Source organism: Nocardia australiensis (genome assembly GCF_020733705.1).
GTDB lineage: Bacteria > Actinomycetota > Actinomycetes > Mycobacteriales > Mycobacteriaceae > Nocardia > Nocardia australiensis.
This window is the reverse complement of record NZ_JAJFZM010000001.1, coordinates 2,624,656-2,648,237: the sequence shown is the minus strand read 5'-3', so window position 1 is coordinate 2,648,237 and position 23,582 is coordinate 2,624,656. Positions and strand designations below refer to the sequence as shown.

Here is a 23,582-nt window from a genome sequence, read left to right as displayed (position 1 = left end):
GGATGCGCATCTGTCACCAATCAGCCGAACGGCTTTCCCCCCCACAGGCATATCCGCCGAACAACTACCGCTGATCAGAGCCGGAAGATCCGTGCGCCTACACCCACACCGGCGCTGGACCAGTTCGGGCCGAAGCAACTCACCGTGCCCGCTCGCCCGACAGGCAAGTCTTCGCGCATTGTGAACTGGCCGATCGGCGGATTGGCGCCAAAGTTGAATCCGATGCAATCGATTTCGAGCCGATAGCTCCCCTCCTCACCCCCACACACACCGTTGTAGGCCCATTGGCCGTTCATCGACCCATTGCAGCCGGGCGCGGCGGCGGCTGTTCCGGCGGTTATCCCCGTCAGGGCGACTGCCATAACGGGAGCCGCCAGGCACATCGATACTGCTCGAGCCGAGATTTTCAAAGGGAGCTCCGATCGTTGGAAGCATGGGATGCATACGATACATATGTCGCGACATATGTATCGGCACGTTACAAGGCCGGTTTCATCAGCGGAGGCAGGCGGCGCAGTCCCACCCAACCCCGACCGCGACAACCTCATCTCGCGCAGCGGGTCAGCCACCCCGGAGAACTATCAGACCCAGGACACCACGGCCGCGTCGAGGACGTCGAGCCTGAACCTATGACCTACGAATTCCATGTCGACCTCGATCATCTCGACCAGATCGTCTCCAGACTGTCCGGTCTGGCCGGGTTCCTGCGCGATCACCTCGCGGAACTCGACCACAAAGTCACGGACCCGCACACCGGCAGTTACAACGCCACGAAAGGGCTATTCGACCTCACGGCGAAGCTCCGAATAATTCACCGGAGCACTACGTGGACAATGACGGAGGAGCAGACCGCCAGCATGAAGGACGGATCCGCAAATGTATTCCTGATCCATGTCACCTGCGGCGACGGGTGACCCGCGATATCAGCTTGCGGGATCCGTCGGACGGATGACATTCAGTCCGATGACTGAAGTGGTTTATCCGGGATTTCCGGAGCATTTCTCGCGCGTGTGGGGCTGATATCCGGTGAATGATGTTGGCGCGCGTAGCGTTTACCCCGGTAACCGTAGTGAGTGGTTGTGGTTCGGGTGAATGATGATGGGGCGGCGAGGTATTCGTTCGGGTGATGGAAGTGGTTGGTTCGAGGTGTTCGGTTGGGGTCGCTGATTGTGGGCGGAATCCATTGGGTGCGTCCGGGAGTCGGGTGTCCTGCGGGTGCCGCGAGGGTGCCCCATTGGTTGTCGTTGTGGCCGACCATGCGGTGGTGTGGTTCGCAGGCGAAGGTGAGTTGATCGGCGTTGGTACCGCCGCCGTTGGCCCACTCGTCGACGTGATGGGTTTCGCATAGGTAGCCGGGCTTCCCGCAGCCGGGGTGGGTGCACCCGATGTCGCGGGCGTGCAACATGATTCGCTGATCGCGTGACGCGATCCGTTTACTGCGACCTAAATACAAGGGCCGACCATCGGCGTCATCGAAGATCGCCAAGTAGTGGTGGGCGTGGGCGGCCATTCTGATCAGGTCATGCATCGGCAGCAGGTTTCCGCCACCGGTCACGACCGGTGAACCGGACACGACCATGCGTCCTGAGTCTGTTTGTTCGACAGCTTCTTCCAACTCTTGCACGGTTGTAGTGGCGATAACTGTGACCGGCAAACCCCGATGCTGGCCGAGTTCCCCTGATGCCAGCATCGCCCGCATGATCGCCTTCAACGCATCGTGTTGACGCTGCCCACCACTACGGTCATCGAGTTCCGCCGAACCAGGCTCTGCCGCTTCACGTTCAGAACTGCCTCCCATGCGGGCCGGGACGTTTTCATCGGGGTTGCATGCACCGGGTTCGGCCAGCTTCGCGAAACATGCATCCAAATATGCCCGGAGTTCCGGGTCGGCGATCAGGGTGCATTTGCTCATCAAATCCGGGCCTTGCCGGCCCATCGTGAAGCTGCGACGCCGCGCACGATCGGTGTCATCGAAAACCCCATCGGGGTTGATGAACGCCTCTACCCTTTGCGCGACTTTCCGCAACTGGTCCGGCCGCAACACCCTGGCGTGCCCAGCCAATTCCACTTCGGCCCGGGTGCGGGTGGGGGTGTCGACACACGCGGGAAGGTGCCGGAAGAACTCCTGTATCACCTGCACATGAGCAGGCCCGATTACGCCATCGCATTGCGCGGCGGCGGTCGCAGGCAACTCTGGTTCGAGAACCTCACCGTCGAACATGTTGCGGTGCGCCAACTCTCGCGCCGACCGACATCGGGCACGCGCCTCCGCGGGGCTGATCCGTAGCCCTTCGGTGAGGGTGTCGGACACATTTCTGGTCGCGAAATCGTCGTTACTCCACTCGGTATCGATCTGGGCGATCAACCCCGAACCCAAACCCGGCAACGCCCGAATAACCACCTCGACCCGCTGCAACACCCGCAGCCGATCCCGATTCGACAGCCGCCCGGTACCAACTTTCATCACCTGCGAAAGACCGGCCTCCAAAGTGCATAACGCCGCCTCGACTGACGGGTCGGCAATTGTGGCGTTAATCGAAGGCATGTTCGAATTCTATCGCGAAAAATATTGCTGGTCACGCCTTTTTGCATTTGGATGATAACAGACCATATTGTGAATATCCGCAATTTCATTGTGCGGCAAATGGTTTCATCGAAGAATATTCAGCGCGGAATACGCAGACCCGAGGACCAGAAGAGGATCGCGGATGACCGCTGGCCGTAACCACAATGCCCTGCCGAATCGCGAGAACGACAACCGGACGCCTGACTCCCGAGGCGGTTTCGTGCGGCAGGTCGCCATGGCGATCCTCACACTGTCGGAAGGCATTGCGCAGGACAGACTGCTGGTGGGCGCGGCCTGCTGTTCCGTCGTTGTGGTGGCACTTGGTGTGATATCCGAGTTCGCCGCCATGATGGTGGCCGGTGTCGCTGTCGGCATTGTTGGCTGGTGCCTCATCATGGTTGCGCTGGACCGGAATGGCCCGCCGGGCGCCAGTGGCTGCTCATCGCGGCGTTGTTCGCGGTGAACGCCTCGATGAGGGTCGTCGCCTGCTGACGCCGCAAGCGCCGAGGCGCTCATTCGGCCATGCACCCAAGAGCACGCACAGCGGTCGCCGCCCGACCCCCTGGCTATTCGTAACAATCGCACCTGATTCTGTTGTGCCGCAATAGGTTGTGGTTGCCACTGCTGTCTCGCCGACATGCCGGAGTCGTGCGACCGGATTCGCGAGACCGCACAGCAAGGGGCGCAGGCGACTCGGAGAACCACAACCGCGGTGCCGGTCGAGTAGACAGGAGAGGATGCGATGACGCGGTACGCAGGTTTCGCTGGGCGGACATATGCGGTCACCAGTTCGTCACACAGATCAGCTTGGTTACCTGTATGAGATTGTTCGGGTTCCGGCTGTCGTCACACCCGTTTGCTCTCTACGAGTTGTTCGACACCGTCGAGGATCATGCGCAGACCAAAGCTGTATGCCCGGCCGACGTCTACTGCTGAGTCGTTCTCTTGGCCGGCCGCGCGTCCTATCCGGGAGGCATTGGGGAACCGGCCAGGATCGATGAGCGCAGCGAGTAGCGGGCCGGCGGTGGCCCACCACTCGCGATCGTCGTGGCCGGTGGCCTGTGCAGTTTCTGCGACGCCCAGCGATAGCCGTGCTGTTGATTTGACGTGATCGAGAACGAGGGTGAGCACTTGGTCGATCTCAACATCGTTGAGGCCGATTCCGACGAGCGGTTGCAGTTCGGTGTCGTACTTCCCCGTGGTGCCTGGGCCCAGAGGTGGCCTCGTAACGTCGATTCCCAGCAACCATCGGTGCTGTGCGAGAAGGTTCCAGTTGTGCTCAGCGATGGCCTCCAGTGCCGGTCGCCATCCTGACTCCAGCGGGATTACGCCTGGCGATCGGTAAAGCGTGCCGTAGACGTGGTCGACCATCAGGTCAATCAGCTCGCCCTTGCCAGGCACGTGCGCGTAGAGCGACATGACCCCCACGCTGAGTCGATCGGCGATCTTGCGCATCGAGAGTTTCTCGATCCCGACCCCCGATGCCACCGTGATCGCGGCTTCTACGACCGCATCGAGTGTGAGGCCAGAACGTCCGGTCTTAGGGTTTGTGCGCCACAGCAGCGCAATGCTCTGCAGTGGATCGCCTGTACCGGTGTGCTCGGCCACCTCAACCCACTCCTGCCGTTAAGGGAATAATCTCCACCCATGCCACGTTACGGTATGCCATACCGTACGCCGTACGGTATGGCGTACGAATAGGAGTGGCATGATGTCGTCAGCGATTGAGGCCGAGCACGTCGGGAAGATGTACTCGTTGAAGGACGGCGAGGTGGGGCTGCGTGACCTGAGCCTGCACGTCGAGCAGGGACAGGTGCTTGCCCTACTGGGCCCGAACGGGGCGGGCAAGACCACGGCGATTCGAGGACTGTCGACGCTGTTGCAGTTCGATCGCGGCAGCGCCCGGATTGCCGGTTATGACGTGCGACGAGACGCGGCGAAGGTTCGCGAGCGCATCGGTCTGGTCGGTCAGCACGCGGCCGTGGACGAGCAGCTCACGGCGCGGCAGAACCTACGGTTCTTCGGGCGCCTGCGGGGCTTGAGTCGCGAGGCCTCGACAGAGCGCGCCGGGGCATTGGTGGAGCAGTTCGGTCTCGGCGAGGCGCAGAACCGGGCGGTGAGCGGTTACTCCGGTGGGATGCGCAGGCGGCTGGACCTCGCCGCCAGCCTGATCGTCTCCCCCCAGGTCCTCTTCGTCGATGAGCCGACCACCGGGCTTGATCCGGCGGCCCGCCGTGACCTCTGGCAATCCCTGCGCGATCTCGTTCGCAGTGGCACGACCATTCTCCTGACCACGCAGTACCTCGAAGAGGCCGATGAACTTGCTGACCAGATCGTGCTCCTGGCTCGCGGAGTCGTTGTCGCGCAAGGGTCATCCGACGACCTCAAGGCCATGGTCGGCCCCTCGGTCATCCAGATTCGGTTCGCGACCGGCACCGATGCGGATGCCGCGCTCCCCACGCTTGGGCGTATCGACGGCGGGGCGAACCTCGACAGCTCTGGCATGAGGGTGACCTTGCCCGCTGCTTCGAACGGCGCACTCAGCCGCACCGTGGAGCTGTTGGCCGCGGCGGGGATCGCTGCAACCGAGGTGACCTTGCGCAAGCCGTCCTTGGACGAAGTGTTCTTGACTCTGACCGGCGATGCTGCTGCCACCAAGGAGACCGCGTGACCACGATGACACCGACCATCTCAGCACCCAGCCTGCTCTCCGCTTCGGCGATCATCGCCCGCCGCACCGTCAGCTCATGGCGTCAGCAGATCGGTGCGATGGCGACCGTATGGCTGTTCCCGGTCTTCACCACGCTGCTCTTCTTGGGTCTGTTCGGTGGAGCCCTCGATGTACCAGCCGAATCGACCTACACCGACTTCTTGATCCCCGGAATGCTCGCTGTCACGATGCTCTTCGGCTTGGAGACCACTACGCTGTCAGCGGCGGCCGACGCCACCCACGGCATCAACGACCGGTTGCGGTCCTTCCCGATCAACAGCACCGCGATCGTGCTCGGGCGGGCCGCCGCCGACCTGCTCAGCTCACTGATCAGCCTGGCGCTCATGGTCGGCTTCGCCCTTGCGGTGGGCTGGCGCCCCGACCTGCACATCGCGAACGTCGTCCTTGTATTGGTCCTGCTGGTCGCTCTGCGGTTTGCCCTGCTGTGGATCGGGATCTTCATCGGATACGGCGCGAAGTCGGTGGAATCGGTCGCCTACATCCAGATCCTCACCTGGCCCATCGCGTTCCTTTCCAGCGCTTTCGTCAACCCCGCGACTATGCCGGGCTGGCTCGGCACCTTGGCGGAACTCAACCCGATCTCCACGACAGCCACAGCCGTTCGTGAACTGCTGGGCAGCACATCGTGGCCCACGCAGAGCTTTGTCGGCGACCACGCGCTGACGTTGGCGGTGCTATGGCCGCTACTCCTCACTGCGGCCTATCTACCGCTGGCTGCTCGACGGTTCCGCAGAGGGGGCAAGTGAACGTTGTGGCGGCGACGCCGGCCCGGTCCGCTTCGGTGGCTTGATCAGAAGCCTGCCCGACCCCGTTGGCGCGGGATCGTGGCCCATTACAGGCCTGCCTCGAAGTTCTCCTTCCGGGCCGACGCCGACCAACGACGTCGCCCATCGGAAGGACAACCGCTGCAGTGCCTATCGTCTCAGAACAGTACGAACTCGTCATCGGCGTCGACACCCACCCCGCCTGGATATCACGTCGGCGGACCGCCGCTGGTCAGCGTGCGCCGCGCACCAGTGCTCCGGGCCGCGCTCCGGTGTCCTCGCCGTCGCGCAGGACCACTTCGCCGGCGACGATGGTGGCGCGGTAGCCCTCGGCTCGCTGCAGTAGCCGCCGTGCCCCACCGGGCAGGTCGTAGGCCATGGCGGGCGGCAGCAGACGCAGATTCTCCAGGTCGATCACGTTGAGGTCGGCCTTCTTGCCGACCTCGATCACACCGCGATCGGTGAGGCCGTACATGTCGGCGGTGTCCTTGGTCATTTTGCGGACTGCGGTGGCCAGCGGAATCCGTTCTCCGCGTGTGCGATCGCGCACCCAGTGGGTGAGCATGTAGGTGGTGTTCGAGGCGTCGCAGATGGCGCCCACATGCGCGCCGCCGTCACCGAGGCCGACCGCCGACGCCGGATGCATGAGCATGTCCCGAATCGGATCATGGGTGAATCGGGTGTAGTTCAGCAGCGGCCGGAAGAACAGCGCCCGCCCCTCGCTGGACAGCAGCAGGTCGTAGAGATAGTCGAACGGCTCCCGTCCGGCTCGTTCGGCCGCATGCGCGAGGCTGGTGTCGGGCGCGGGCTCGTACTCCGGCGGATCCCCGAGTTCGAAGGTGCGGTCCAATCCGAGGCTGATGAACGCCATCGGATTGCCCGGCAGATCCTCCTGCTGGAGAATGGTTTTGCGCAGCGAGGGATCTCGCAGTTCCGCCACCAGCGCGTCCAGATCCTCGCCCGCGCGTTCGGCGGCCTCGATGAAGGCAGGGCGGAAGGAGAACGGATGGAAAGTCTGCAATCCGATCAACAGCCCCAGGGGTCGCGCGGACACCTGGGGTCGAATCGGAACCCCGGCCGCGTGCGCGGTGCCCGCCAGATCAAGGAGTCGCTGCCAGTCATCGGGTGCGCCGTCGTGCTGCAACAGTCCGAAACTCACTGTCCGCCCGGTCAATTCGGCCAGACGTAGCATCCAGTCCAGTTCTCGATCCGGTGCGGCGAGATCCTCGCCCATGATTCCGGCGGGTGCCAGCTCGAAAACGCCGGTCCCCGCGGCGGCCAAGGCCTTTCCGATCGCGAACAGTTCCTCTTCGGCGGCGAATGTTCCTGGTACCGGCTCCCCGTCCACTGCCCGGTGCACGAGTGTGCGTGAAGTCGAAAACCCCAGCGCTCCAGCTTCGATCCCCGCTTGGACCAACTTCGCCATCAGGTCGATATCCTCGGGGGTGGCGGCTTCGTTCTTGGCTCCCCGCTCACCCATGACGTAGGCCCGCACCGCTCCGTGCGGCACCTGGGTCCCCACATCCACCGCCAATGGCAGTTTTTCGAGCGCGTCCAGATACTCGGGGAAAGACTGCCAGTCCCAACGAATCCCGGCCGAGAGCGCCGCTCCCGGAACATCCTCCACCCCCTCCATCAAACCGATGAGCCACTCCCGCTTCGCCGCGGTGACGGGCGCGAACCCCACGCCGCAGTTCCCCATGACTACGGTGGTCACCCCGTGCCAGCAACTGGGCGTCAGCATCGGGTCCCAGGTGATCTGCCCGTCGTAGTGCGTGTGAATGTCGACGAATCCCGGCGTCACTACCAGGCCCGTCGCGTCTATCACCGTTTCGGCCACGACCTCGGTGAACTCGCCGGGTTTCCCGACGGCAGCGATCCACCCGTCGGCTATCGCGATATCCGCGGGAAACGGTTCACCTCCCGTCCCGTCGACAATCGTCCCATTGGCTATGACAAGGGAATATCTCATGACGAGTCCTGTGCTTGTGGTTGCGTGGCGCTACCTCCGGCACCATGTTTGACATTAAGTAATCTAACTAGACACAGTGTCAGCGAGTGTGGGATTCGTCATATTACCTGCGAAGATCGAACACCTGGACGCACGTTCATCGGCGCGAGCGCTCACTCTCACCCGGCAGCCGGACCGGTCGTAGGGGCGGTGTCATGCCCCGGTGCCGACGAGTCGTTGCCGGTTCCTGGCTGCCGGATACAACTCCGAGGACGTCGCCGAACGTTTCGTCGCTACAGCGCAGATGATTGCAGGTAACGACCGACCGGGCCGGTTCGGGAATCACCCGTTGGTAGTCGTGAGTAACGATACGCACCGGGCATCAGGGTGTCGTCAGCAAATCTGCATCGGAAGTGCATATTTGTGGCGGAACAATGTGAACAGACGGAAGGGACGGGAACATGCAGAAAAATGTTTCGTATGCGAGGCGCTCCCGGTTCATCGGCAAGCTGGGCATACAACTTTTGACGGTTGTGGGTGTGGCAGCTGCTGCCACGGCCTACGCCGCGCCCGCCTCGGCCGACAGCCCGCTTATATCCGTCACGGGAAGATATTTGGGCCGCCTTGTCTACACGGCGCATTATGCCGAGCTGCTGCCAGATGCTTGCTTTGTACCTAAACCGAATAAGCCCCCAAACATCGGTATTGCTTTCACTATCTCCGTTACCGGTTCGGAGTCCGTCGCTGTGTACGATAATGCGTCAGGCTGTAGCGGGGAAGTCGTAGGCACGGCCTCGCCGTTGAAACCGTATCAGGACACTTTGGTGAATGGGCCTTCGATCAAATTGCCGTCGGTCCTCTAACAATGTGACGAAGCACTGCGTTTCGTGACGCCAGCCATCGTATGTGGCGACACCGGCAGCGCTTACGAGATGTCCGGCGCGCGAAGGCCGTCCAGGCGCGGCCTTCGCGCGGGAAGTCCGCCATCACCGGCACGAACGCCTCCGCCGAGCCCGGACCGACGTCAGAAATCACTGACCAACGACGTCGGAATTCCGGGATCTGGCCCACTTTCCGTGATGGGCGTGGCCTGAGTGCGGCAGGTGACTGGGGTCTTGGGATCGTGCACAGTCGGTACGAGCGCTACCTGGCCGACGCGCCGGTGGGCGGACAGCGGTTGATGGTCCGACTGCGGGTGCGGCGGTGGTTCTGCGATCAACCGGTCTGCGGGGTAAGGACTTTCGCGGAACAGGTCGAGGGGGTGACGGTGCGGCATGGGCGGCGAACGCCGCTGCTGCGGGCGCTGCTGGAGGATATCGCGGTTGCGCTGGCCGGCCGGGCCGGTGCGCGACTGGCCACCGCGCTCCGTGCATCGGCAAGCCGGTCTACTCTGCTGCGGCTGCTGCAGACGTTGCCGGATCCCGTGGCGGAAACGCCACGGGTGTTGGGGGGTGGACGACTTCGCGTTGCTGCGCGGTCAGAACTACGGCACCGTGCTGATCGACTGCGAGACGGGCGCACCGCTGGAGTTGTTGCCAGGCAGGGACGCTCAGACCCTGGCGAATTGGCTGGCCGCACACCCTGGGGTGGAGGTGGTATGCCGAGACCGCTCAGGGTCGTACGCGGAGGGAGCTCGTATCGGCGCCCCCGACGCGATGCAGGTCGCGGACAGGTTTCACCTCTGGCAGAACCTGGCCAAGGCCGTTGAGCGCTGCGTGGCTCACCACCGCGACTGCCTTCGCGTCACCGGGCCTCAGCCGGCCGATCGGCCAACCCCGCAGCCCCAGAACGAGGAGCCCGTCGGGAGGTTCGCGCAGCGTGCTCAGCGGCACCACGCGCGATCATGTGGTCGGGGTTTCCCGGACCACACGAGGGGCAGGTGTGTCTCCATGGGGTTCCGTGGCGGGCGCGAGGATGCGCATCAGGCTCGTGGTGAATGCTCGGTGGGCGTCCGGGGCGGTCATTCGGTCGGTGCTGCGCTCGTGAGCTGCGGTGTGGGCGAGATGGATCGCGACGGTGGCCAGCCAGCTGGCGGGGAGGTGAACGTCGAATTCGCCTGTGTCTTGTCCGCGTCGGATCACCCTTTCGATGCGGTCCGTGATCGGTGCGTGCCGACCATGGTCTTCGCGTGCGGAGATCGGCAACGCGCTGATCCGCTGCAGGAGGGTGGGATAGCGATCGGATTCTTGTGCCGCCGCGTCGAATACGCGCAGCAATGCCTCGTCGGCGGGGCCCTCGTCCGGGTCCGCGGCATCCATCGCCGCGACCGTCAGCTCGGTGAGCCTGTCCAGGACTGCCACCAGTAGCTGCTCACGAGAGGGGAAGTGCGCATACACCGTCTGGCGGGTTACCCCCGCATCGGTGGCGATGGTTTCGACGCTGGCCTCGGGTTGTTCGTTCAGGATCCGCGCGGCGGCGTCGAGGATCGCCGCCCTGCTGCGGTGCGCGTCGGCACGTTGCTTACGAGCCATCGGTCGTCCTCATTATCTCTTACGCCTTGTCAAAATACTCTGTCGCCTATATCTTACACTTCGTAAGAATTAATCAGGTTTCGCCTGTCAGGAGACTCATGCCCGCCTTCGCCGATACCGACCCCGCGCGGTTCATCGCCGAGTTCTTCACCTCCTTCAACGAACACCTGCTCGCCGAGGACACAGATGCGGCGGCCGTGGTGGACCGGTTCCACACCCCCGATATCGTGCAGGTCGCCGATGGGCACCGGATGGATCGCGACAAGCTGATCGCGCACACCCGCCCAGTGCGAAAGAACCGCCCCAGCGGCCGTATCGACGTACACGAAGCCATTGCCGACGACGATCGGATCGCCGCCCGATACACCCTCCACGTCACGCGGCGTGGCAGAGAACTCGCCATCGAAGTCTGCTTCTTCGGCCAGTTCACACCGGACGGACGGATGCGGCAGGCACACATGCTCACTCGAAACGTAGCCGCCGACGGCCGGCACCAGCAGAGCGAGCGGTCATGACCGAACACCGCTACACCGTCCTCGGAATGGCCTGCGACCACTGCGCCGCATCCATTGCCGAGGCACTCGAACATTTACCCGGCGTCACGTCGATCGCGGTCGACGTCGATACCGACTCCGTCACCGTGATCAGCACGGGCAACCTCGACCGCGCCGATGTCCACGCAGCTGTCGACTCTGCCGGTTACGAACTGGCCGGTTCCTGACAGCCTCACGGGGTGTCCGCTCATAGCCGCTGGGCGGGCGTTCGCCGGAGCCCGCCAAGTGCTGTCGTTGTTCGTGAACACCACTTTCTCCCGACCGATGGTGCCGTCGAGATTCGTGAACAACCGCTGTCGGAAATGGGATCTGGCCCACTTTCCGTGACGAAGGTTGTGCCGTAGGTTCGCGACGTCATCGTCGTGCGGCTGTGAGAAGTACGCGTTTGCGTAGCAGTGGAAGGCCAGCCCTGCCGAACATCTGCCTCTTGATCATCTTGATGTGATTGACGCGCCCCTCGACGGGACCGGAGTTCCAGCGCACGGTCAGACCGGCGGTGACAGCGTTCAAGCCAGACTTGAGCCCGTTGACGAAAGAGGTCAGGCCGGGCAGGTCATCGGCACGGACGGCGGCGATCCATCCGAGTAGATGCTGGCCCTGCAGCGTGGTGAGCATCTCGCCGAAGGCACGGACATGTCCGGCGGCGGCCTGTAACTACGGACACTGTCCAGCACGGCTTCGAGTCGTAGCTGATCGTCCTCACCGAGTTTGTCGGGGTGGCGGGTGAGCCACCGTGTGAACTGCCGGACGGTCGGTGGCGACGGGGCGATGCGGTCTGGCTTGGTGCGGTGTTGTTCCAGGTAGGCGCGCACCAGTGCATAGCTGCCGGGGTAGCCGAGTTCGGTGATCTCACGGTGGAGCTGTAAAGCGATGTGCTCCCGGCCGCGGACATGTGGGCCACGCTGCACGGAACCGACGGTATCTTCGCGTTCCACCTCTATCTGCTCGCACAGCCGAGCGATCTCGCCGAGCGCATGATCGGAGCTGACCCCGATCTGTTCTTCGGGCATTTCCTTGACAGCTGGACCCAGGTTCCCGAGGCGATTCCGGGCGACATCCGCACCGAATACCTGACCGCTGCTCGCGCCCCTGACTCCATCCGTGCCGTCTGCGCCGACTACCGCGCCAGCGCCTACGTCGACAACATCCATGACGAAGCCGATCGCCGCGCCGGCAGGCGGCTGACCATGCCCGTGGCCGCGCTCTGGCAAGACCCCGGCGAGCTCGTCCTGCCATTCGACCCGCAAGCGATCTGGTCCGCATGGGCACCGGACCTGCGCACCACCACGGTGCAATGTGGTCACTTCCTGCCGGAGGAACAGCCCGACATCGTCATCGGTGCGGTGCGCGACCTGATCGACTGAACCGGTCGAGCTCACCCACGCTGTGGACCGGTACGGGTCGTTCGAATCGAACCACTCCGGTCGCCGACGGCCCGACTCGAGCACCGGCGACCGGAGCTGACCATCAAATCCGGTCTACAGATTCAAGTCCGGGCTGTAGATACGAGCGATCCCCTGGCCGTCTTTGGTGACTTCGGTGAAACTGCGGTAGCGATGCCCGGGCTTCGCCAGCGCCGTGTCCACCGTCAACGGCGGGGAGGGATACTTGCCGTTCAAGCACTGAAATGGGCCGCTGGTCGCGACCTGCTCGTCCGCCCCGGTCTCATACGCGTTGTAATCCACGATGGTCACGACCATGGTGCAGTCGGATTCGGGCGTGATGTCGTCAGATTTGATCGTGAGGCCGCCGAATGCCCTGGGTACCCCGTTCTCGGCGTAAATGCACGACTCTACTTCTGCGGAGCCATCGCTCGACAGATATACGCCCGAGCAGCTGTAAGGGCTATCCGGGGCGGCAACAGCGGCAGGCGCGAACAGCAGTAGCGGTGCCGCACTGGCACACACGCACGACAGGACACGTGATAACGAACCGATGGACATGTAAGACCTTTCGATATCAGAAGCATCAGATCCCGACAAATGATCTTGTCCACCCTATGTGTTGCAACCGCAGGCCACATGACCGTACTTATCGGGTCGCGCAGGCACGTACACGCAATGCCGACGTGCACTCAGCGGGCTTCAGCTGGAAGAGCGTTGGGTATCAATGCGTTCGCTGCGTCGTACCGACCAGGAAAACCGCTGCTCGGAGCGGTCTCGCGCGCGTAGTGTCGCGCGCATGTCTTGCAGGATCACCGAACTGGTCATCGACTGTGCCGACCCACAACGGCTGGCGGACTTCTGGTGCGAAGTCCTCGGCTACGTCGAACTCGGCTGGGAGGGCGACGATCTGGAGATCGGCCCGCCCGCAACCGGCTTCGGCGGGCCCCAGCCCACACTGGTGTTCAGTCGCGGCACCGAGCCGAAGGGCGGGAAACTGCCGCTGCACCTCGACGTGAACCCCACCGACCGTGATCAGGACGCGGAACTGGAACGGCTGCTCGCCGTGGGTGCGCGGAAGGTCGACATCGGCCAGACCGGCGCCGCGACGTGGCACGTACTGGCCGACCCGGAGGGGAACGAATTCTGCCTGCTCCGGCGCCGGGTCACGGCAGTGTAGAGCCACCCGAACACACGGTAATGCCGCCGAGCGGTCGTCGAGTTGAGTGCGTCATCACCCATGCTCGGCGACTATCGCTAGGCGTTGTCAGTTCGTTCGAGTCTGGACGGTCGGTGAGTAGGCCGGTAGTTTGGCGTCATGAATATGGTTGGGGGAGAAGGACAGTCGTTGACGGTCATCCCTGATAGCGTCCGGGATATCGGCAAATATGTGGGTGAATATTTCGAAATCATCAGGCAGCTGACACGTCAAATGGCAAATGTCCAGAGGGAGTCGATGGTCGAACAAGGCTGGACTCGCGAGATAAACACGTTCCTGTATGAATTTGTTAAATCTATTCCCAGAGATATAGAACCGCAGGCTTGGGTCAGAATTGTTGTCAGCGACCAGAGCATCGACCGATCCGAATCGCAGACAGACGCCCTCAGGTTGGACGGCGAAGCTGTGCGATATGCCCCGACATATATTTGCGAACTATGGCCGACTCTTCTCGCTACTACCTGGGAACTACTGGGAAGTCTGGAAGCACGCTATCGTACGGGCTTCAACGCAGACGAGATCACTGCCGCGCTCGCTTCGATGACCGAGGCGGTTGATGGGGCTCTTCGGGCTTGATGGCGTGTTGTCGCGATCCGTGAGCGGGCTTCAGTACTCGTCGGCGTGGTCTGCCGGGGGCGTGTCGGATGCGCTGCGGAAGCACGGTCGAGCACTGTGCGCCACTACCTTCGATCTCTCCCGCGTGATGGATGCGCCCGAGCTGTTCGACCATCTCGACGAACGACAGAAATTCGAGACCATCGTCGGTTTCGAATGGTCGCGGTCGCCCTGGTAACTGTCCTCATGAGGCTGGTGTCCGAGCCCAAAACCCTTGAATGCAAACGACTTTCGAATCGGCTTGACGCGGCAGCCGGTGCGATAGCCGCGTTGTACCACGACAACACGCTGCCGCGCCAAGAACTCGACCAACGCGGCCACCTTGTCGCCCCCGAGAGCCGTCGCGGCCAGGCGCGACGCCGATGGCGGCTCAATGTCTCATGACCCACAGCTGGTGTAGGGTCCCGAAAGTCGTGGCATCTGTCGATTGATCGACCTGGGCCTTTCTGGTTTGTCTCACGCTGTGGCCAGCGGGTTCCGTCTCAGTTCGATGGCATTTCTTCGGTCCAGCCACCGCCGATACCTGGAATGCCGGACTGGATGCCAGACCTGGCGGCGGTCCGGACCGGTGGACAGGCGACGTCACGCAGGGGCACCGAGCGGGGGGTGCTCGAGGACGCGGGGCTTGTACTCGACCAGCTGGATGCGGCCATCGAAGGTGCGGTGCTCGATCATCTCGAGGGCAACGTCCGGATAGCCGTCGTAGATACGTTCTGCGCCCGTGGCACCGGTGATGACCGGGAACATCACGACCCGGAATCGGTCGACGAGTCCGGCTCGTAGCAGGGACCGGCACAAGCTCAGGCTGCCGATCGTGGTGAGGAGCCCCGAACCACTCGATTTCATGGCGCGGACCGCCTCGATGGCGTCGTCGCGGACAAGCGTGGAGTTGGCCCACGTCAGTGGCTCCTCGAGTGAGGAGGAGAACACCACCTTGGACGCTTTTGTGAGCCCGTCGACGGACGCCTCTTCTTCAGGCCTGAACTCGTCTTGGCCATCGGGGACCTCGCCGGCGGCGAAGCCCGACATCAGGCGGTAGGTGTTCGCTCCCATCAGGTGGGTGGCCTCGGGCTGCTCGCCGAGCCATGCGAGGTACTCCGGGCCCTCGAGGCCCCAGAAACCGGGCCATCCCTCTCCCGATGCGTGGCCGTCGAGGGAGGTGATGAAGTCGACGAGAAGCTCCGACATGGCGGTGTCCTTTCCTAGGTGTCATGAGCTTTGACCGGTCGGGAGCCAAAAACTCATCGGCCGAGCTGTGGGGTAACGAGGAAACCTACGACCATGCCGATCCACTGGCTTAGCTCCCGGCCGTCGCTGAACCACATCGATGCGAACCTGTAATCGGCTACTTAAGACTGGTGGTAGGACGTGATCCCGGCCAGGATCAGTCCATTACAGGACAGTCGGACCACCACGCTTCGAGCCGATCGCCAAGAAGGAATGCCGATGAACGGCCAGTCAGTCGGCGGAGGGTTGCTGCGATCACTGCACCGGCTGAGCATGCCAATCCACCCAGCGAAGCGTGCGGAACCGAACTCGCCAACCGAATCCTCCTGCTGTGGACCGCAAATGGCGGAAATCATCCCACCAACTGGTCAGCAGAGGGAGCAGAAGCTCAAAACCGTGGCCAATTGGCCAAGCCGTGGCCAATCATTCTGAGATTTGGCCACGACTTCTGAGACCCTACACTTGGGCACGGACGCCGCCGTTAGCTGTTGAACTCGCCGCGAGTCGCCGCACTCGTGAAGGCCGACCATTCGGCGGAGGTGAATGTCAGTGCCGGGCCGGTGGGGTTCTTCGAATCACGTACGCCGACAATGTGATTCGGGAGGAAGGCGACTTCGACGCAGTTCGAGCTGGCACCGCTGCGGCTGCTCTTGAACCAGTCGGCACCGGTCAGATCAATGTTCACGCGTACTCCTTCGCCATTCGCGTGAGTAGAGCACGGCTGTCGATGGGATCCATCGCGCTTCGCCGGAGGCCCTCGTACGCCTCATGATATCGCCGAACGGTAGCTGGTTTCGCAAGATACAAGTCCCCCGTGAAATTCTCGGTGAAGACCACCGGCGGCTCGACCGTCTGTCCCTGCCTATCCGTGCCGAACTCCACGATGACGAATGGACCGACCGCGTCCCCCAGGGGGAATCCCGCGCTGAATGGGAGAATCTGCAACCGCACGTTGGAGCGGATACTCATGTCGGCGAGATGCCTCAGTTGGGTTGCCATGACCTTCGATCCGCCAACCATCCCCCGCAGTACTGGCTCGCGCAGGATAACGTCGAGCGTCGCCGGATGATGCTTGCGGGTGATTCTCGTTTGCCGACGCATCCGCAACTGCACTCGGCGTGCGTGCTCCTCAGCATTATCATCCGGATACCCGGATCGGATGAGCACACTCGCATACGCCGGTGTCTGCAACAACCCCGGCACGAGTTCGAACTCGTAGGTCGTCAGCCGCCGTGCCGACGCCTCCAGCCCGACAAAGAAGTCGAAGTTCGCTGGCATCACGTCGCCGTACTCATACCACCAACTAAGCTCATTACCTTGCGCCGCAAGCCCTTTCATCGCAGCAGTGTGGTTGGGGTCGAACTCGTAAATCTTGCACAGCGCCTCGAGATCCACATCGCGCAAATGCGCCACCGTGCCCTTCTCGATTCGCTGTAGTGTGCTGCCGCTGCGATCGATCAGCTCGGCCGCCTGCCGCAGCGTCAGCCCACACTCCTCGCGCCCGTTGCGCAGATACTTCCCCAGCTGTCGCCGCGCCAGCGTCGATCCGTCCTCCGACATGCCCGCCTCCCATCAGGTTTCATCCGTTCGCGCCAGCAGATCACGCAAGAATCTCGCATGGCGACTACATCGCGGATTCTCATGCAATCAGCACATAACCCCAGGATAAGTTGCATTTCGGGGCGATCTCGCAGCGCAATTGGACACCGGCACAGTCTCGTTCGATGCGCGGGTCCGATCCACCCTGGACCGCCTCATCGCACGCACGCGGAGTTCGCCTCGGCGCACCAAGCCACGACACGCGACAAACCCGCAGGATCGAACCCATCCGGAGCGCCCCCGCGTCTCGATGGAACCGATCGCCTGTTTCATGCGTCCAGTAAAGTGACCGGGCATATGCCGAGGGAGGGCCAGTCATGGAAGTGGGGCAGTCAGCGGCGAACGCTCTGTACCAGCAGGCCACAGGGGGAACGTTCCGGATGGAAGCCGACGCCGCACGACGGTGTGCCGAGGTCTACACCAGATTCGTTGAAACGACGCTCGATCCACAGATCGACCGATCCCAGCGCTTGCACAAGCTTGAGGGATTCGGGGGATTCGAGTCTGCCAAGCAGCTTCAAGACGGATTCTCCGGCAAGGCAGTGAAGATGACAGACGCCTTCACGGGAATGAAGGAAGCAGCACAGAAGATGGCGGCGGCCTATCTACGAGCTGGTCAGTTGGTGGAGGAAGCCGACGCGATGTTTGCGCAATCGATCACCACCGCCGAGTCAGAGGTGCAGTCATGACGAGAATTCGCAATACCGTACTGGCGCTGCTCGCGGCATCGGCCACTTCACTGGCTGCGAGCTGTTCATCCGGCAGCGATACGGCACAGCACCCGGCCGACTCGAGCCAGGCCACCGCATCGTCTGCTGGGACGCAATCGGCTCATCCGACGCTCACGAACCCGAAGCTCCAGCCGCCCACGCAGGACAACCAGTACACCGCGAGCACAGGACGCCCCAAGGTCGTATTCGACCCATGCACCTGGATCAGCGACGACGCAGTCCAGCGAGCTGGATTCGATCCCGCATCTCGTAAACGTGGCGACGACCTCGTGGCCGAGTACAGCTTCCTCACCTGCGATTTCCACTCAGTTGCACGAACCCTGATGCTGAACTCGGGGAACGCAACTTGGGCAGAGAACCTCGTTAAGGTCGGCTCTTACAGCAAGCCGATTACCGTGAACGGCCGCGAAGCCCTGCTTGTCCGCGATCCACAGGTCAGTCGCAACTGTCAGATCGACTTACGGACGAAGGTTGGGTTCGTACAGACCGACGTCTATCTCACCGACCGCGCCCCACGAGACCTCGACCCCTGCGACGGCGTCTCCGACATCGCCTCCACCATCGAACCGGAAATCGGCAAGGACAACTAGCGATGACCGGACCCAGCTACATCAATATCAATGACAATCCCGCAGCACTGAGCACCTTCGGCGCGGGCGCGAAACCTGATGTCGCACAACCGAGTTCCCGATCGCGTGCCCAGCAGCAGGGGGCGGAGGGGGCGCAGCAGTCGGTTGCCGATAACGGTGCCGATCCGGCTTATATCGCCCAGATGGAACTGTTCGAAGGCCATACGCACGAGGAGATCTACCGCAACGTCACGCAGATGAGTCCGGGTGTCATGCATCAGCAGGCCGATACCTGGATCAGCATTGCCGACACATTGAGCGGCGGGCTGCTCGGTATGCACGTCGCGATTCAGAAAGCGCTCGCGGACGGTATCGAGGGGAAGATGGCCGATGCGGCCGTCGCCGCCGCGCAGAAGTTCTATCAGCAGGCCAGCGATGTGCAGCAGGTGATCAGTACGTGCGGGCATCGGGTCAAGGGGGTCGCGCACGCCGCCGAGGTCGTCAAGATGTCGGTGCCGCCGCCCAGCGCGGCGAACGGACAGACGGGCTCGCCGAGCACGCTGGACCCGGCGCAGGTGATCATCTCCGCGGTGGGCGCGGGGCTCGCGGGTGACGGAGACAGTGCGGAAGTCGCCTACCAGCGCGGAGTCGAGGCGCTGTACCGCACTGCGATCGACACCATGAACAACAGCTACAAACCGACTTACGGGCCGGCAGGTACCGGAGTCCCGACCTTCGTGCCGGTCGCGCTGCCGGGCGAGGGCGGTGGCGGCGACGGTCCTCCCGGCGGCAACAACGCCGGCGGCGACGGCACGAGCGGCGACGGTACGGGTGGCGACCAGACAGGCAAACAACCGACATCGGGTCCCGACCCGACCCCGGTGGAACCCGAAGGGTCCGGCGAAAATTCGAGCACCGGGCAGCAATCGGAGCAATCCTCCGCCACCCCCGGTGACGACACCATGACCGCAGGGGCGAGCGTTCCCGGCGCGGGCGCGATCGATTCGGGGCAGCCCAGCGGCAGCGGCACACCCGGCGGCAGTACACCCGCACCCGGCGGCAGCGGCACCCCCGGCGGCAGCGGCAGCACACCCGCGCCCGGTGGAATCAGCACACCGAGCCCCGGACGCACCGTCAGCGGCATGCCCGCCGGTGGAAGTTCCGCCGCGACAACGGCTCCCGCCGCAGCGAACCGCGCGGCGGCCGGACGGTCCGGCATGTCCGGTATGCCGGGGTCCGCTCCGGGCAAGAAGCAAGAAGATTCCGAGTCGAAACGCGAAACCCCCGATTACCTCATCGGAAATCATGAAGAAGAACTACTCGGCCCATGGCGCCCGACAGTGCCGCCGACGATCGGAGACGACGCGGCAGCGACCCGGCCGAGTGCGCCCGAGCAGCATTCATCGCAGCAGAATCCGTCGCGACGCGCGAACAGCGAGGATTACTACTAATGAGGTGGGAGTTCACGCCCGACGAGTTCATGCACATCTGGCGAGAGACGGGCGTGGACCGGTATCCGTTCCCGCTGCGCCTGATCGCGTCGGTGCGGTGGGAAGACGAATACGAACAACTCACCCGGCAACTCGACCGAAGTCTGCCGCTGCACGCAGATCCCGACCTCTCCGCCGTACTGCGGGTGGCGGCCGATCCCGCGACATCGTTGGCGCTCACCGGATCTCTGAAACGACCGCTGCGCGCCTACGGCGCGATCGACACCGACATCGGTGTCACGCTGGTCCAACGGCCCGGCCCCACACCCGATTTCGGTAGCAATATCCTCGTCGAGGTCGGTACCGCCGCGATGGTGCCCAAGGTGTTCACGGCAGTGCTCGGCAACGTTCCCCCGGGACGTCATCCCGCTATCGCCGAAGATGTCGATCGCCTGCGTACCGGCCTCGAATCCTGGACCGGCACAAAGGAAACCACGGCCGACCGCGTCTATCGCCTGTTACGTGCCCCACGATCAGGTGCCGGAACCGTGGAGTGCCTCCGCAACCCGCGCGGTACGCGACCGCCCGCGCCGGAATTCCTGAACTGGTTCGACATCGACGGCGACGGTCGCTATCTCTACCATCGCGAGCACAACGACTTTCACATCGTGCCCTACGGCCAGGCCGAAATACGTCGCGAGATCACCCGTCTGACCCAAACCGCCGTGTGACAGCGGAGGTAGCTTCCCTCAGCCGGGCCGATGCGGACCGAATTTCCCACCGTAGTTCAGCGTCGCGGCGATCACCCGCTGCCCAGCGATCGGTCCGTTGGCGTCGGCGTGCGCGCCGATTCCCCTCGAACGATCAGCGACGACGGCTCGGCAACCGACGCAATTCCGAAAGCGCGAGGGCGGCTACGGCACCCGCACCGAAGTAGGCGGCGCCCGCTGTCATCGAAGGGCCGGCGCCCCGCACGTGCGGCGCGATCACCGCGGCACCGGGCGGGGCGATCGGCGCCTCCCGGTGATTGTCGGAAGCTGTTGCGGCCCAGGCTGTTGCGAACAGGACAATGCGGTAGGTGATGTAACTGAACACCATCAGGCCGATGATCGAGCCGAACGCCGCACCAGCGGGGCTGCTCAATACGGCTTGCAGATAAACGGCCGCGACGAATTTGAACAGCTCGAAAACCACCGCGGCCAGCGCCGCCGCCTTGGCCGCGCTTTTCAGCGTCACCGCCTCACGCGGTAACCGCGCGATCATCCAGGCGAACACCGCCCAGGACGCCAGGAACCCGAGCAGGGTCGACAGCAGGGCGAGCAGCAGGCGCCCGCCCATCAGATGGGAAATCCCGAGGCTGGTGAGCAGTTGAGGCCCCAGACCGCTCGAGCCGAGCGCCGAAAGACCGAGCGACACCACGAAGGCCAGGCCGAGCCCGATCAGTGCACCGAGGTCCGACAGCTTGGTCAGCAACCAATTGCCATCCGGGGTCTTCTGATCCCACTGCTCGGTGAGTGCCGCACGTAGGTTGGCCATCCAGCCGAGACCGGAATAAACACCGGTGAGCAGACCGAGCGTGCCGACAGCCCCCCGGGAGCGGATCGCCTGATCGATCAGATCGTTGAGCTGAGTGCCGAGCGAACCCGGTATGTTCGCCACGATCTTGTCTTGCAGCTCAGTGAGCAGATCCGGCTGACTGGACAGCACGAAACCCGCGACCGCGAAGGCAACCATCAACAGCGGAAACAATGACAGCACCGTGAAATACGTGATCCCCGCCGCGTAGTAGTCGCCGCGCTGCTGCTGGTAGCGCCCACCGGCCCGAACCATATGGTCCAGCCACGGACGCCGCTGAACCCGTCGCTCGATCCACGCCTTGACGTTGTCGATCGCCTGCACCTGTATCGCCCTTCGCAGAGTCTCGCTGGTCCTCTAGCGAGCTGCGAGCAGTCGCTACCGGGCCAAGAAGCCCACCCGGTCGTATACCTGTGCGAGGGTGTTGCCGGCGATCTCTCGCGCACGCTCAGCGCCGGCGGCGAGGATGCGATCGAGTTCGCCCTGATCCGCCAGATACTCTTCCACCTTCGCCCGTAAAGGCGTGACAAATCCGGTCAGCGCGTCGGCGACATCGGATTTCAGGTCGCCGTAGCCTTTGCCCTGATAATCCTGCTCGAGCGTGACGATGGGGGTATCGGTGAGCGAGTGCAGGATCACCAGAAGATTGCTGACCCCCGGCTTCCGCTCCGGGTCATAGCGGATCTCGCGTTCGGTGTCGGTGACCGCGGACCGAATCTTCTTCGCGGTGACCTTCGGGTCGTCGAGTAGGTTGATCAGGCCCGCGTCACTCGACGCCGACTTACTCATTTTGGCCGTCGGGTCCTGTAGGTCGTAGATCTTCGCGGTGCCCTTGACGATGTGCGCCTCCGGGACCACGAACGTCTTCTTGAATCGAGTGTTGAAACGCTGCGCCAGGTTTCGGGTCAACTCGAGATGCTGCCGCTGATCCTCGCCGACCGGCACCTGATGCGCGCGGTAGAGCAGAATGTCCGCGGCCATCAGCATCGGGTAGGTGAACAGTCCAGCGGACGCGTTGTCCGATCCCTGCTTCACCGACTTGTCCTTGAACTGGGTCATCCGGCTGGCCTCACCGAAGCCGGTGATGCAGCTGAGGACCCAGGTCAGCTCGGCGTGCTCGGGCACCTGACTCTGCACGAAAAGGGTGGAACGCTTCGGGTCGATGCCGAGCGCGAGCAATTGGGCCGCGGCGACCTTGGTCCGCGCACGCAGTTGTTTCGGGTCCTGCGGCACCGTGATCGCGTGCATGTTCGGGATGAAATACAGCGCGTCGTAGTCGTCCTGCATGGCCACCCAGTACTGCAGCGCCCCAAGGTAGTTGCCGAGGTGGAAGGAGTCGCTGGTTGGCTGGATCCCGGACAGCACACGCTGCTTGTTTTCAGCGGCCGGGGACGTCTGAGCAGGACTGGACATGCGTCGATCTTCGCATGAGGTTCAAGCGGAATTTCGCGCCGCCCAGTCGCGCGGATCCACGCGGGCATGCTCGGGCGTCCGGTGCGCGTCAACTGGCGCTCACGCTGGGAGACCAGCTTGCGCCGCGCCGAGTCTGTCAGAATCGAGCTGTGGCAGCGCAACGGACCTACGGCGGGATCTCCGCGCAACAGCGCCGAGCCCAGCGGCGCACGGCGCTGCTGGACGCCGCGCTGGAAATCATCGGTACCGATGGCCTGGCCAAACTCACTGTCGCCGGGCTGTGCGCGCGGGCCGGCCTCAACGAGCGGTACTACTACGAGAGCTTCGATAGCCGCGAGGCCGTACTAGCCGCCCTGGTCGATGGCATCGCCGAGGAACTGGCGGGCACGATCGTCGCGGCTTTGCACGCCGCGCCGCAAGACCCCCACGCCAAGGCGCACGCCGCGGTCACCGCGGGCATCCATCTGCTCACCGACGACCCACGCAAGGCGCACGTCGCCTTGATCGCGGGTATGGCGACACCGGAACTGCGGGCCCGCGTGAATCAGACGGTGCGCGCGTTCGCCCGAATGGTCGCCGCCGAGGGGATCGACTTCTATGGCATCGCCGACCCGCCGGACCCGGCCATCGACTTCCGCGCCACCTACCTGGTCGGTGGCCTGGTGCAGACCCTGACCGCCTGGTTACAAAACGACCTGCCGCTGACCCGCGACGAACTCATCGAACACACCGTCGACGTATTCGTGCTGCTCGGCGAGGATCTGGCGCGAAAGCTGAGCTAAGGG

27 protein-coding genes and 1 pseudogene are annotated in these 23,582 nt (G+C 63.5%); 16 read left to right on the top strand and 12 right to left on the bottom strand.

Annotated elements, in window-relative coordinates:
• Positions 1–74 precede the first annotated feature (74 nt).
• Positions 75–362, bottom strand: a complete 288-nt coding sequence (locus tag LKE06_RS11895) for a hypothetical protein (protein ID WP_227998669.1) — start codon at positions 360–362, stop codon at positions 75–77.
• Between the two features lie 267 nt (positions 363–629).
• Between LKE06_RS11895 and LKE06_RS11890 the strand changes: the two genes are divergently transcribed.
• Positions 630–914 carry a hypothetical protein gene (locus LKE06_RS11890; protein WP_227998668.1) on the top strand — a complete coding sequence of 95 codons (285 nt, stop codon included), beginning with the start codon at positions 630–632 and terminating at the stop codon, positions 912–914.
• A 41-nt stretch (positions 915–955) separates the two neighbouring features.
• Here LKE06_RS11890 and LKE06_RS11885 read toward each other — a convergent pair whose 3' ends face one another.
• Positions 956–2,545 carry an HNH endonuclease signature motif containing protein gene (locus LKE06_RS11885; protein WP_227998667.1) on the bottom strand — a complete coding sequence of 530 codons (1,590 nt, stop codon included), beginning with the start codon at positions 2,543–2,545 and terminating at the stop codon, positions 956–958.
• A 241-nt stretch (positions 2,546–2,786) separates the two neighbouring features.
• Between LKE06_RS11885 and LKE06_RS11880 the strand changes: the two genes are divergently transcribed.
• Positions 2,787–3,029 (top strand): hypothetical protein, encoded by a 243-nt coding sequence (locus LKE06_RS11880; RefSeq protein WP_227998666.1) that lies wholly within the window; start codon positions 2,787–2,789, stop codon positions 3,027–3,029.
• Between the two features lie 383 nt (positions 3,030–3,412).
• On the opposite strand, the gene LKE06_RS11875 is transcribed toward LKE06_RS11880, so the two are convergent.
• A complete protein-coding gene (locus LKE06_RS11875) occupies positions 3,413–4,174 on the bottom strand; it encodes a TetR/AcrR family transcriptional regulator (protein WP_227998665.1) in 762 nt (253 codons plus the stop codon).
• A gap of 103 nt (positions 4,175–4,277) precedes the next feature.
• On the opposite strand from LKE06_RS11875, the gene LKE06_RS11870 reads away from it, so the two are divergent.
• Both LKE06_RS11870 and LKE06_RS11865 read left to right on the top strand, forming a co-directional pair.
• On the top strand, positions 4,278–5,237 hold the full coding sequence (locus LKE06_RS11870; RefSeq protein ID WP_227998664.1) for an ATP-binding cassette domain-containing protein: 960 nt from the start codon (positions 4,278–4,280) through the stop codon (positions 5,235–5,237).
• Between the two features lie 5 nt (positions 5,238–5,242).
• Positions 5,243–6,043, top strand: a complete 801-nt coding sequence (locus tag LKE06_RS11865; protein ID WP_227999418.1) for an ABC transporter permease — start codon at positions 5,243–5,245, stop codon at positions 6,041–6,043.
• 250 nt (positions 6,044–6,293) lie between these two features.
• Here LKE06_RS11865 and LKE06_RS11860 read toward each other — a convergent pair whose 3' ends face one another.
• On the bottom strand, positions 6,294–8,033 hold the full coding sequence (locus LKE06_RS11860) for an N-acyl-D-amino-acid deacylase family protein (RefSeq protein WP_227998663.1): 1,740 nt from the start codon (positions 8,031–8,033) through the stop codon (positions 6,294–6,296).
• A gap of 1,253 nt (positions 8,034–9,286) precedes the next feature.
• Between LKE06_RS11860 and LKE06_RS33135 the strand changes: the two are divergent.
• A pseudogene (locus LKE06_RS33135) lies at positions 9,287–9,730 on the top strand (ISL3 family transposase); the annotation flags it as partial.
• Positions 9,731–9,853: 123 nt separating this feature from the next.
• Here the strand turns inward: LKE06_RS33135 and LKE06_RS11850 are convergent.
• Positions 9,854–10,483 carry a TetR/AcrR family transcriptional regulator gene (locus LKE06_RS11850; protein WP_227998662.1) on the bottom strand — a complete coding sequence of 210 codons (630 nt, stop codon included), beginning with the start codon at positions 10,481–10,483 and terminating at the stop codon, positions 9,854–9,856.
• Between the two features lie 98 nt (positions 10,484–10,581).
• Here LKE06_RS11850 and LKE06_RS11845 point away from each other — a divergent pair, with 98 nt between their 5' ends.
• Together LKE06_RS11845 and LKE06_RS11840 are read left to right on the top strand one after the other, a co-directional pair.
• Positions 10,582–10,998 carry a nuclear transport factor 2 family protein gene (locus tag LKE06_RS11845; RefSeq protein ID WP_227998661.1) on the top strand — a complete coding sequence of 139 codons (417 nt, stop codon included), beginning with the start codon at positions 10,582–10,584 and terminating at the stop codon, positions 10,996–10,998.
• Positions 10,995–11,204 carry a heavy-metal-associated domain-containing protein gene (locus LKE06_RS11840; RefSeq protein WP_227998660.1) on the top strand — a complete coding sequence of 70 codons (210 nt, stop codon included), beginning with the start codon at positions 10,995–10,997 and terminating at the stop codon, positions 11,202–11,204. Before LKE06_RS11845 ends, LKE06_RS11840 begins: the two co-directional genes overlap by 4 nt.
• 187 nt (positions 11,205–11,391) lie before the next feature.
• Here LKE06_RS11840 and LKE06_RS11835 read toward each other — a convergent pair whose 3' ends face one another.
• Positions 11,392–11,652: a transposase gene (locus LKE06_RS11835; RefSeq protein ID WP_227998659.1), complete on the bottom strand. Its 261-nt coding sequence runs from the start codon at positions 11,650–11,652 to the stop codon at positions 11,392–11,394.
• 257 nt (positions 11,653–11,909) lie between these two features.
• Here LKE06_RS11835 and LKE06_RS11830 point away from each other — a divergent pair, with 257 nt between their 5' ends.
• Complete coding sequence (locus tag LKE06_RS11830) at positions 11,910–12,401, top strand: alpha/beta fold hydrolase (RefSeq protein WP_227998658.1); 492 nt, start codon at positions 11,910–11,912, stop codon at positions 12,399–12,401.
• A gap of 114 nt (positions 12,402–12,515) precedes the next feature.
• On the opposite strand, the gene LKE06_RS11825 is transcribed toward LKE06_RS11830, so the two are convergent.
• Positions 12,516–12,944, bottom strand: coding sequence for a hypothetical protein (locus tag LKE06_RS11825; protein ID WP_227998657.1), 429 nt, complete (start codon positions 12,942–12,944; stop codon positions 12,516–12,518).
• Between the two features lie 274 nt (positions 12,945–13,218).
• On the opposite strand from LKE06_RS11825, the gene LKE06_RS11820 reads away from it, so the two are divergent.
• From LKE06_RS11820 to LKE06_RS11810, 3 genes are all read left to right on the top strand, one after another.
• Positions 13,219–13,599, top strand: coding sequence for a VOC family protein (locus tag LKE06_RS11820; RefSeq protein ID WP_227998656.1), 381 nt, complete (start codon positions 13,219–13,221; stop codon positions 13,597–13,599).
• Positions 13,600–13,737: 138 nt separating this feature from the next.
• The gene (locus LKE06_RS11815) at positions 13,738–14,214 is read left to right on the top strand and encodes a hypothetical protein (protein ID WP_227998655.1); all 477 of its coding nucleotides are present in this window, start codon (positions 13,738–13,740) and stop codon (positions 14,212–14,214) included.
• Positions 14,195–14,431: a hypothetical protein gene (locus LKE06_RS11810; protein ID WP_227998654.1), complete on the top strand. Its 237-nt coding sequence runs from the start codon at positions 14,195–14,197 to the stop codon at positions 14,429–14,431. Before LKE06_RS11815 ends, LKE06_RS11810 begins: the two co-directional genes overlap by 20 nt.
• A 404-nt stretch (positions 14,432–14,835) precedes the next feature.
• On the opposite strand, the gene LKE06_RS11805 is transcribed toward LKE06_RS11810, so the two are convergent.
• The 3 genes from LKE06_RS11805 to LKE06_RS11795 all read right to left on the bottom strand — a co-directional run bounded on the left by LKE06_RS11805 (position 14,836) and on the right by LKE06_RS11795 (position 17,040).
• Complete coding sequence (locus tag LKE06_RS11805; protein WP_227998653.1) at positions 14,836–15,441, bottom strand: dihydrofolate reductase family protein; 606 nt, start codon at positions 15,439–15,441, stop codon at positions 14,836–14,838.
• A 520-nt stretch (positions 15,442–15,961) separates the two neighbouring features.
• Positions 15,962–16,165 (bottom strand): DUF397 domain-containing protein, encoded by a 204-nt coding sequence (locus LKE06_RS11800; RefSeq protein WP_227998652.1) that lies wholly within the window; start codon positions 16,163–16,165, stop codon positions 15,962–15,964.
• Positions 16,162–17,040, bottom strand: coding sequence for a helix-turn-helix domain-containing protein (locus tag LKE06_RS11795; RefSeq protein ID WP_227998651.1), 879 nt, complete (start codon positions 17,038–17,040; stop codon positions 16,162–16,164). Before LKE06_RS11795 ends, LKE06_RS11800 begins: the two co-directional genes overlap by 4 nt.
• Positions 17,041–17,396: 356 nt before the next feature.
• On the opposite strand from LKE06_RS11795, the gene LKE06_RS11790 reads away from it, so the two are divergent.
• Genes LKE06_RS11790 through LKE06_RS11775 form a run of 4 tightly spaced genes read left to right on the top strand, consistent with a single transcriptional unit; the run spans position 17,397 to position 20,540 of the window.
• Positions 17,397–17,768, top strand: coding sequence for a hypothetical protein (locus tag LKE06_RS11790; RefSeq protein ID WP_227998650.1), 372 nt, complete (start codon positions 17,397–17,399; stop codon positions 17,766–17,768).
• The gene (locus tag LKE06_RS11785) at positions 17,765–18,400 is read left to right on the top strand and encodes a DUF3558 domain-containing protein (protein WP_227998649.1); all 636 of its coding nucleotides are present in this window, start codon (positions 17,765–17,767) and stop codon (positions 18,398–18,400) included. The genes LKE06_RS11790 and LKE06_RS11785 overlap by 4 nt, the downstream gene beginning before the upstream one ends.
• Before the next feature lie 2 nt (positions 18,401–18,402).
• Positions 18,403–19,830 carry a hypothetical protein gene (locus LKE06_RS11780; protein ID WP_227998648.1) on the top strand — a complete coding sequence of 476 codons (1,428 nt, stop codon included), beginning with the start codon at positions 18,403–18,405 and terminating at the stop codon, positions 19,828–19,830.
• Complete coding sequence (locus LKE06_RS11775) at positions 19,830–20,540, top strand: ESX secretion-associated protein EspG (protein ID WP_227998647.1); 711 nt, start codon at positions 19,830–19,832, stop codon at positions 20,538–20,540. Before LKE06_RS11780 ends, LKE06_RS11775 begins: the two co-directional genes overlap by 1 nt.
• Before the next feature lie 133 nt (positions 20,541–20,673).
• Here the strand turns inward: LKE06_RS11775 and yhjD are convergent, their stop codons facing one another.
• Both yhjD and trpS read right to left on the bottom strand, forming a co-directional pair.
• Positions 20,674–21,708 (bottom strand): inner membrane protein YhjD, encoded by a 1,035-nt coding sequence (gene yhjD / locus LKE06_RS11770; RefSeq protein ID WP_227998646.1) that lies wholly within the window; start codon positions 21,706–21,708, stop codon positions 20,674–20,676.
• A 54-nt stretch (positions 21,709–21,762) separates the two neighbouring features.
• Positions 21,763–22,797: a tryptophan--tRNA ligase gene (gene trpS, locus LKE06_RS11765; protein WP_227998645.1), complete on the bottom strand. Its 1,035-nt coding sequence runs from the start codon at positions 22,795–22,797 to the stop codon at positions 21,763–21,765.
• Positions 22,798–22,946: 149 nt separating this feature from the next.
• Here trpS and LKE06_RS11760 point away from each other — a divergent pair, with 149 nt between their 5' ends.
• A complete protein-coding gene (locus tag LKE06_RS11760) occupies positions 22,947–23,579 on the top strand; it encodes a TetR/AcrR family transcriptional regulator (protein ID WP_227998644.1) in 633 nt (210 codons plus the stop codon).
• The last annotated feature ends 3 nt before the right edge of the window (positions 23,580–23,582 follow it).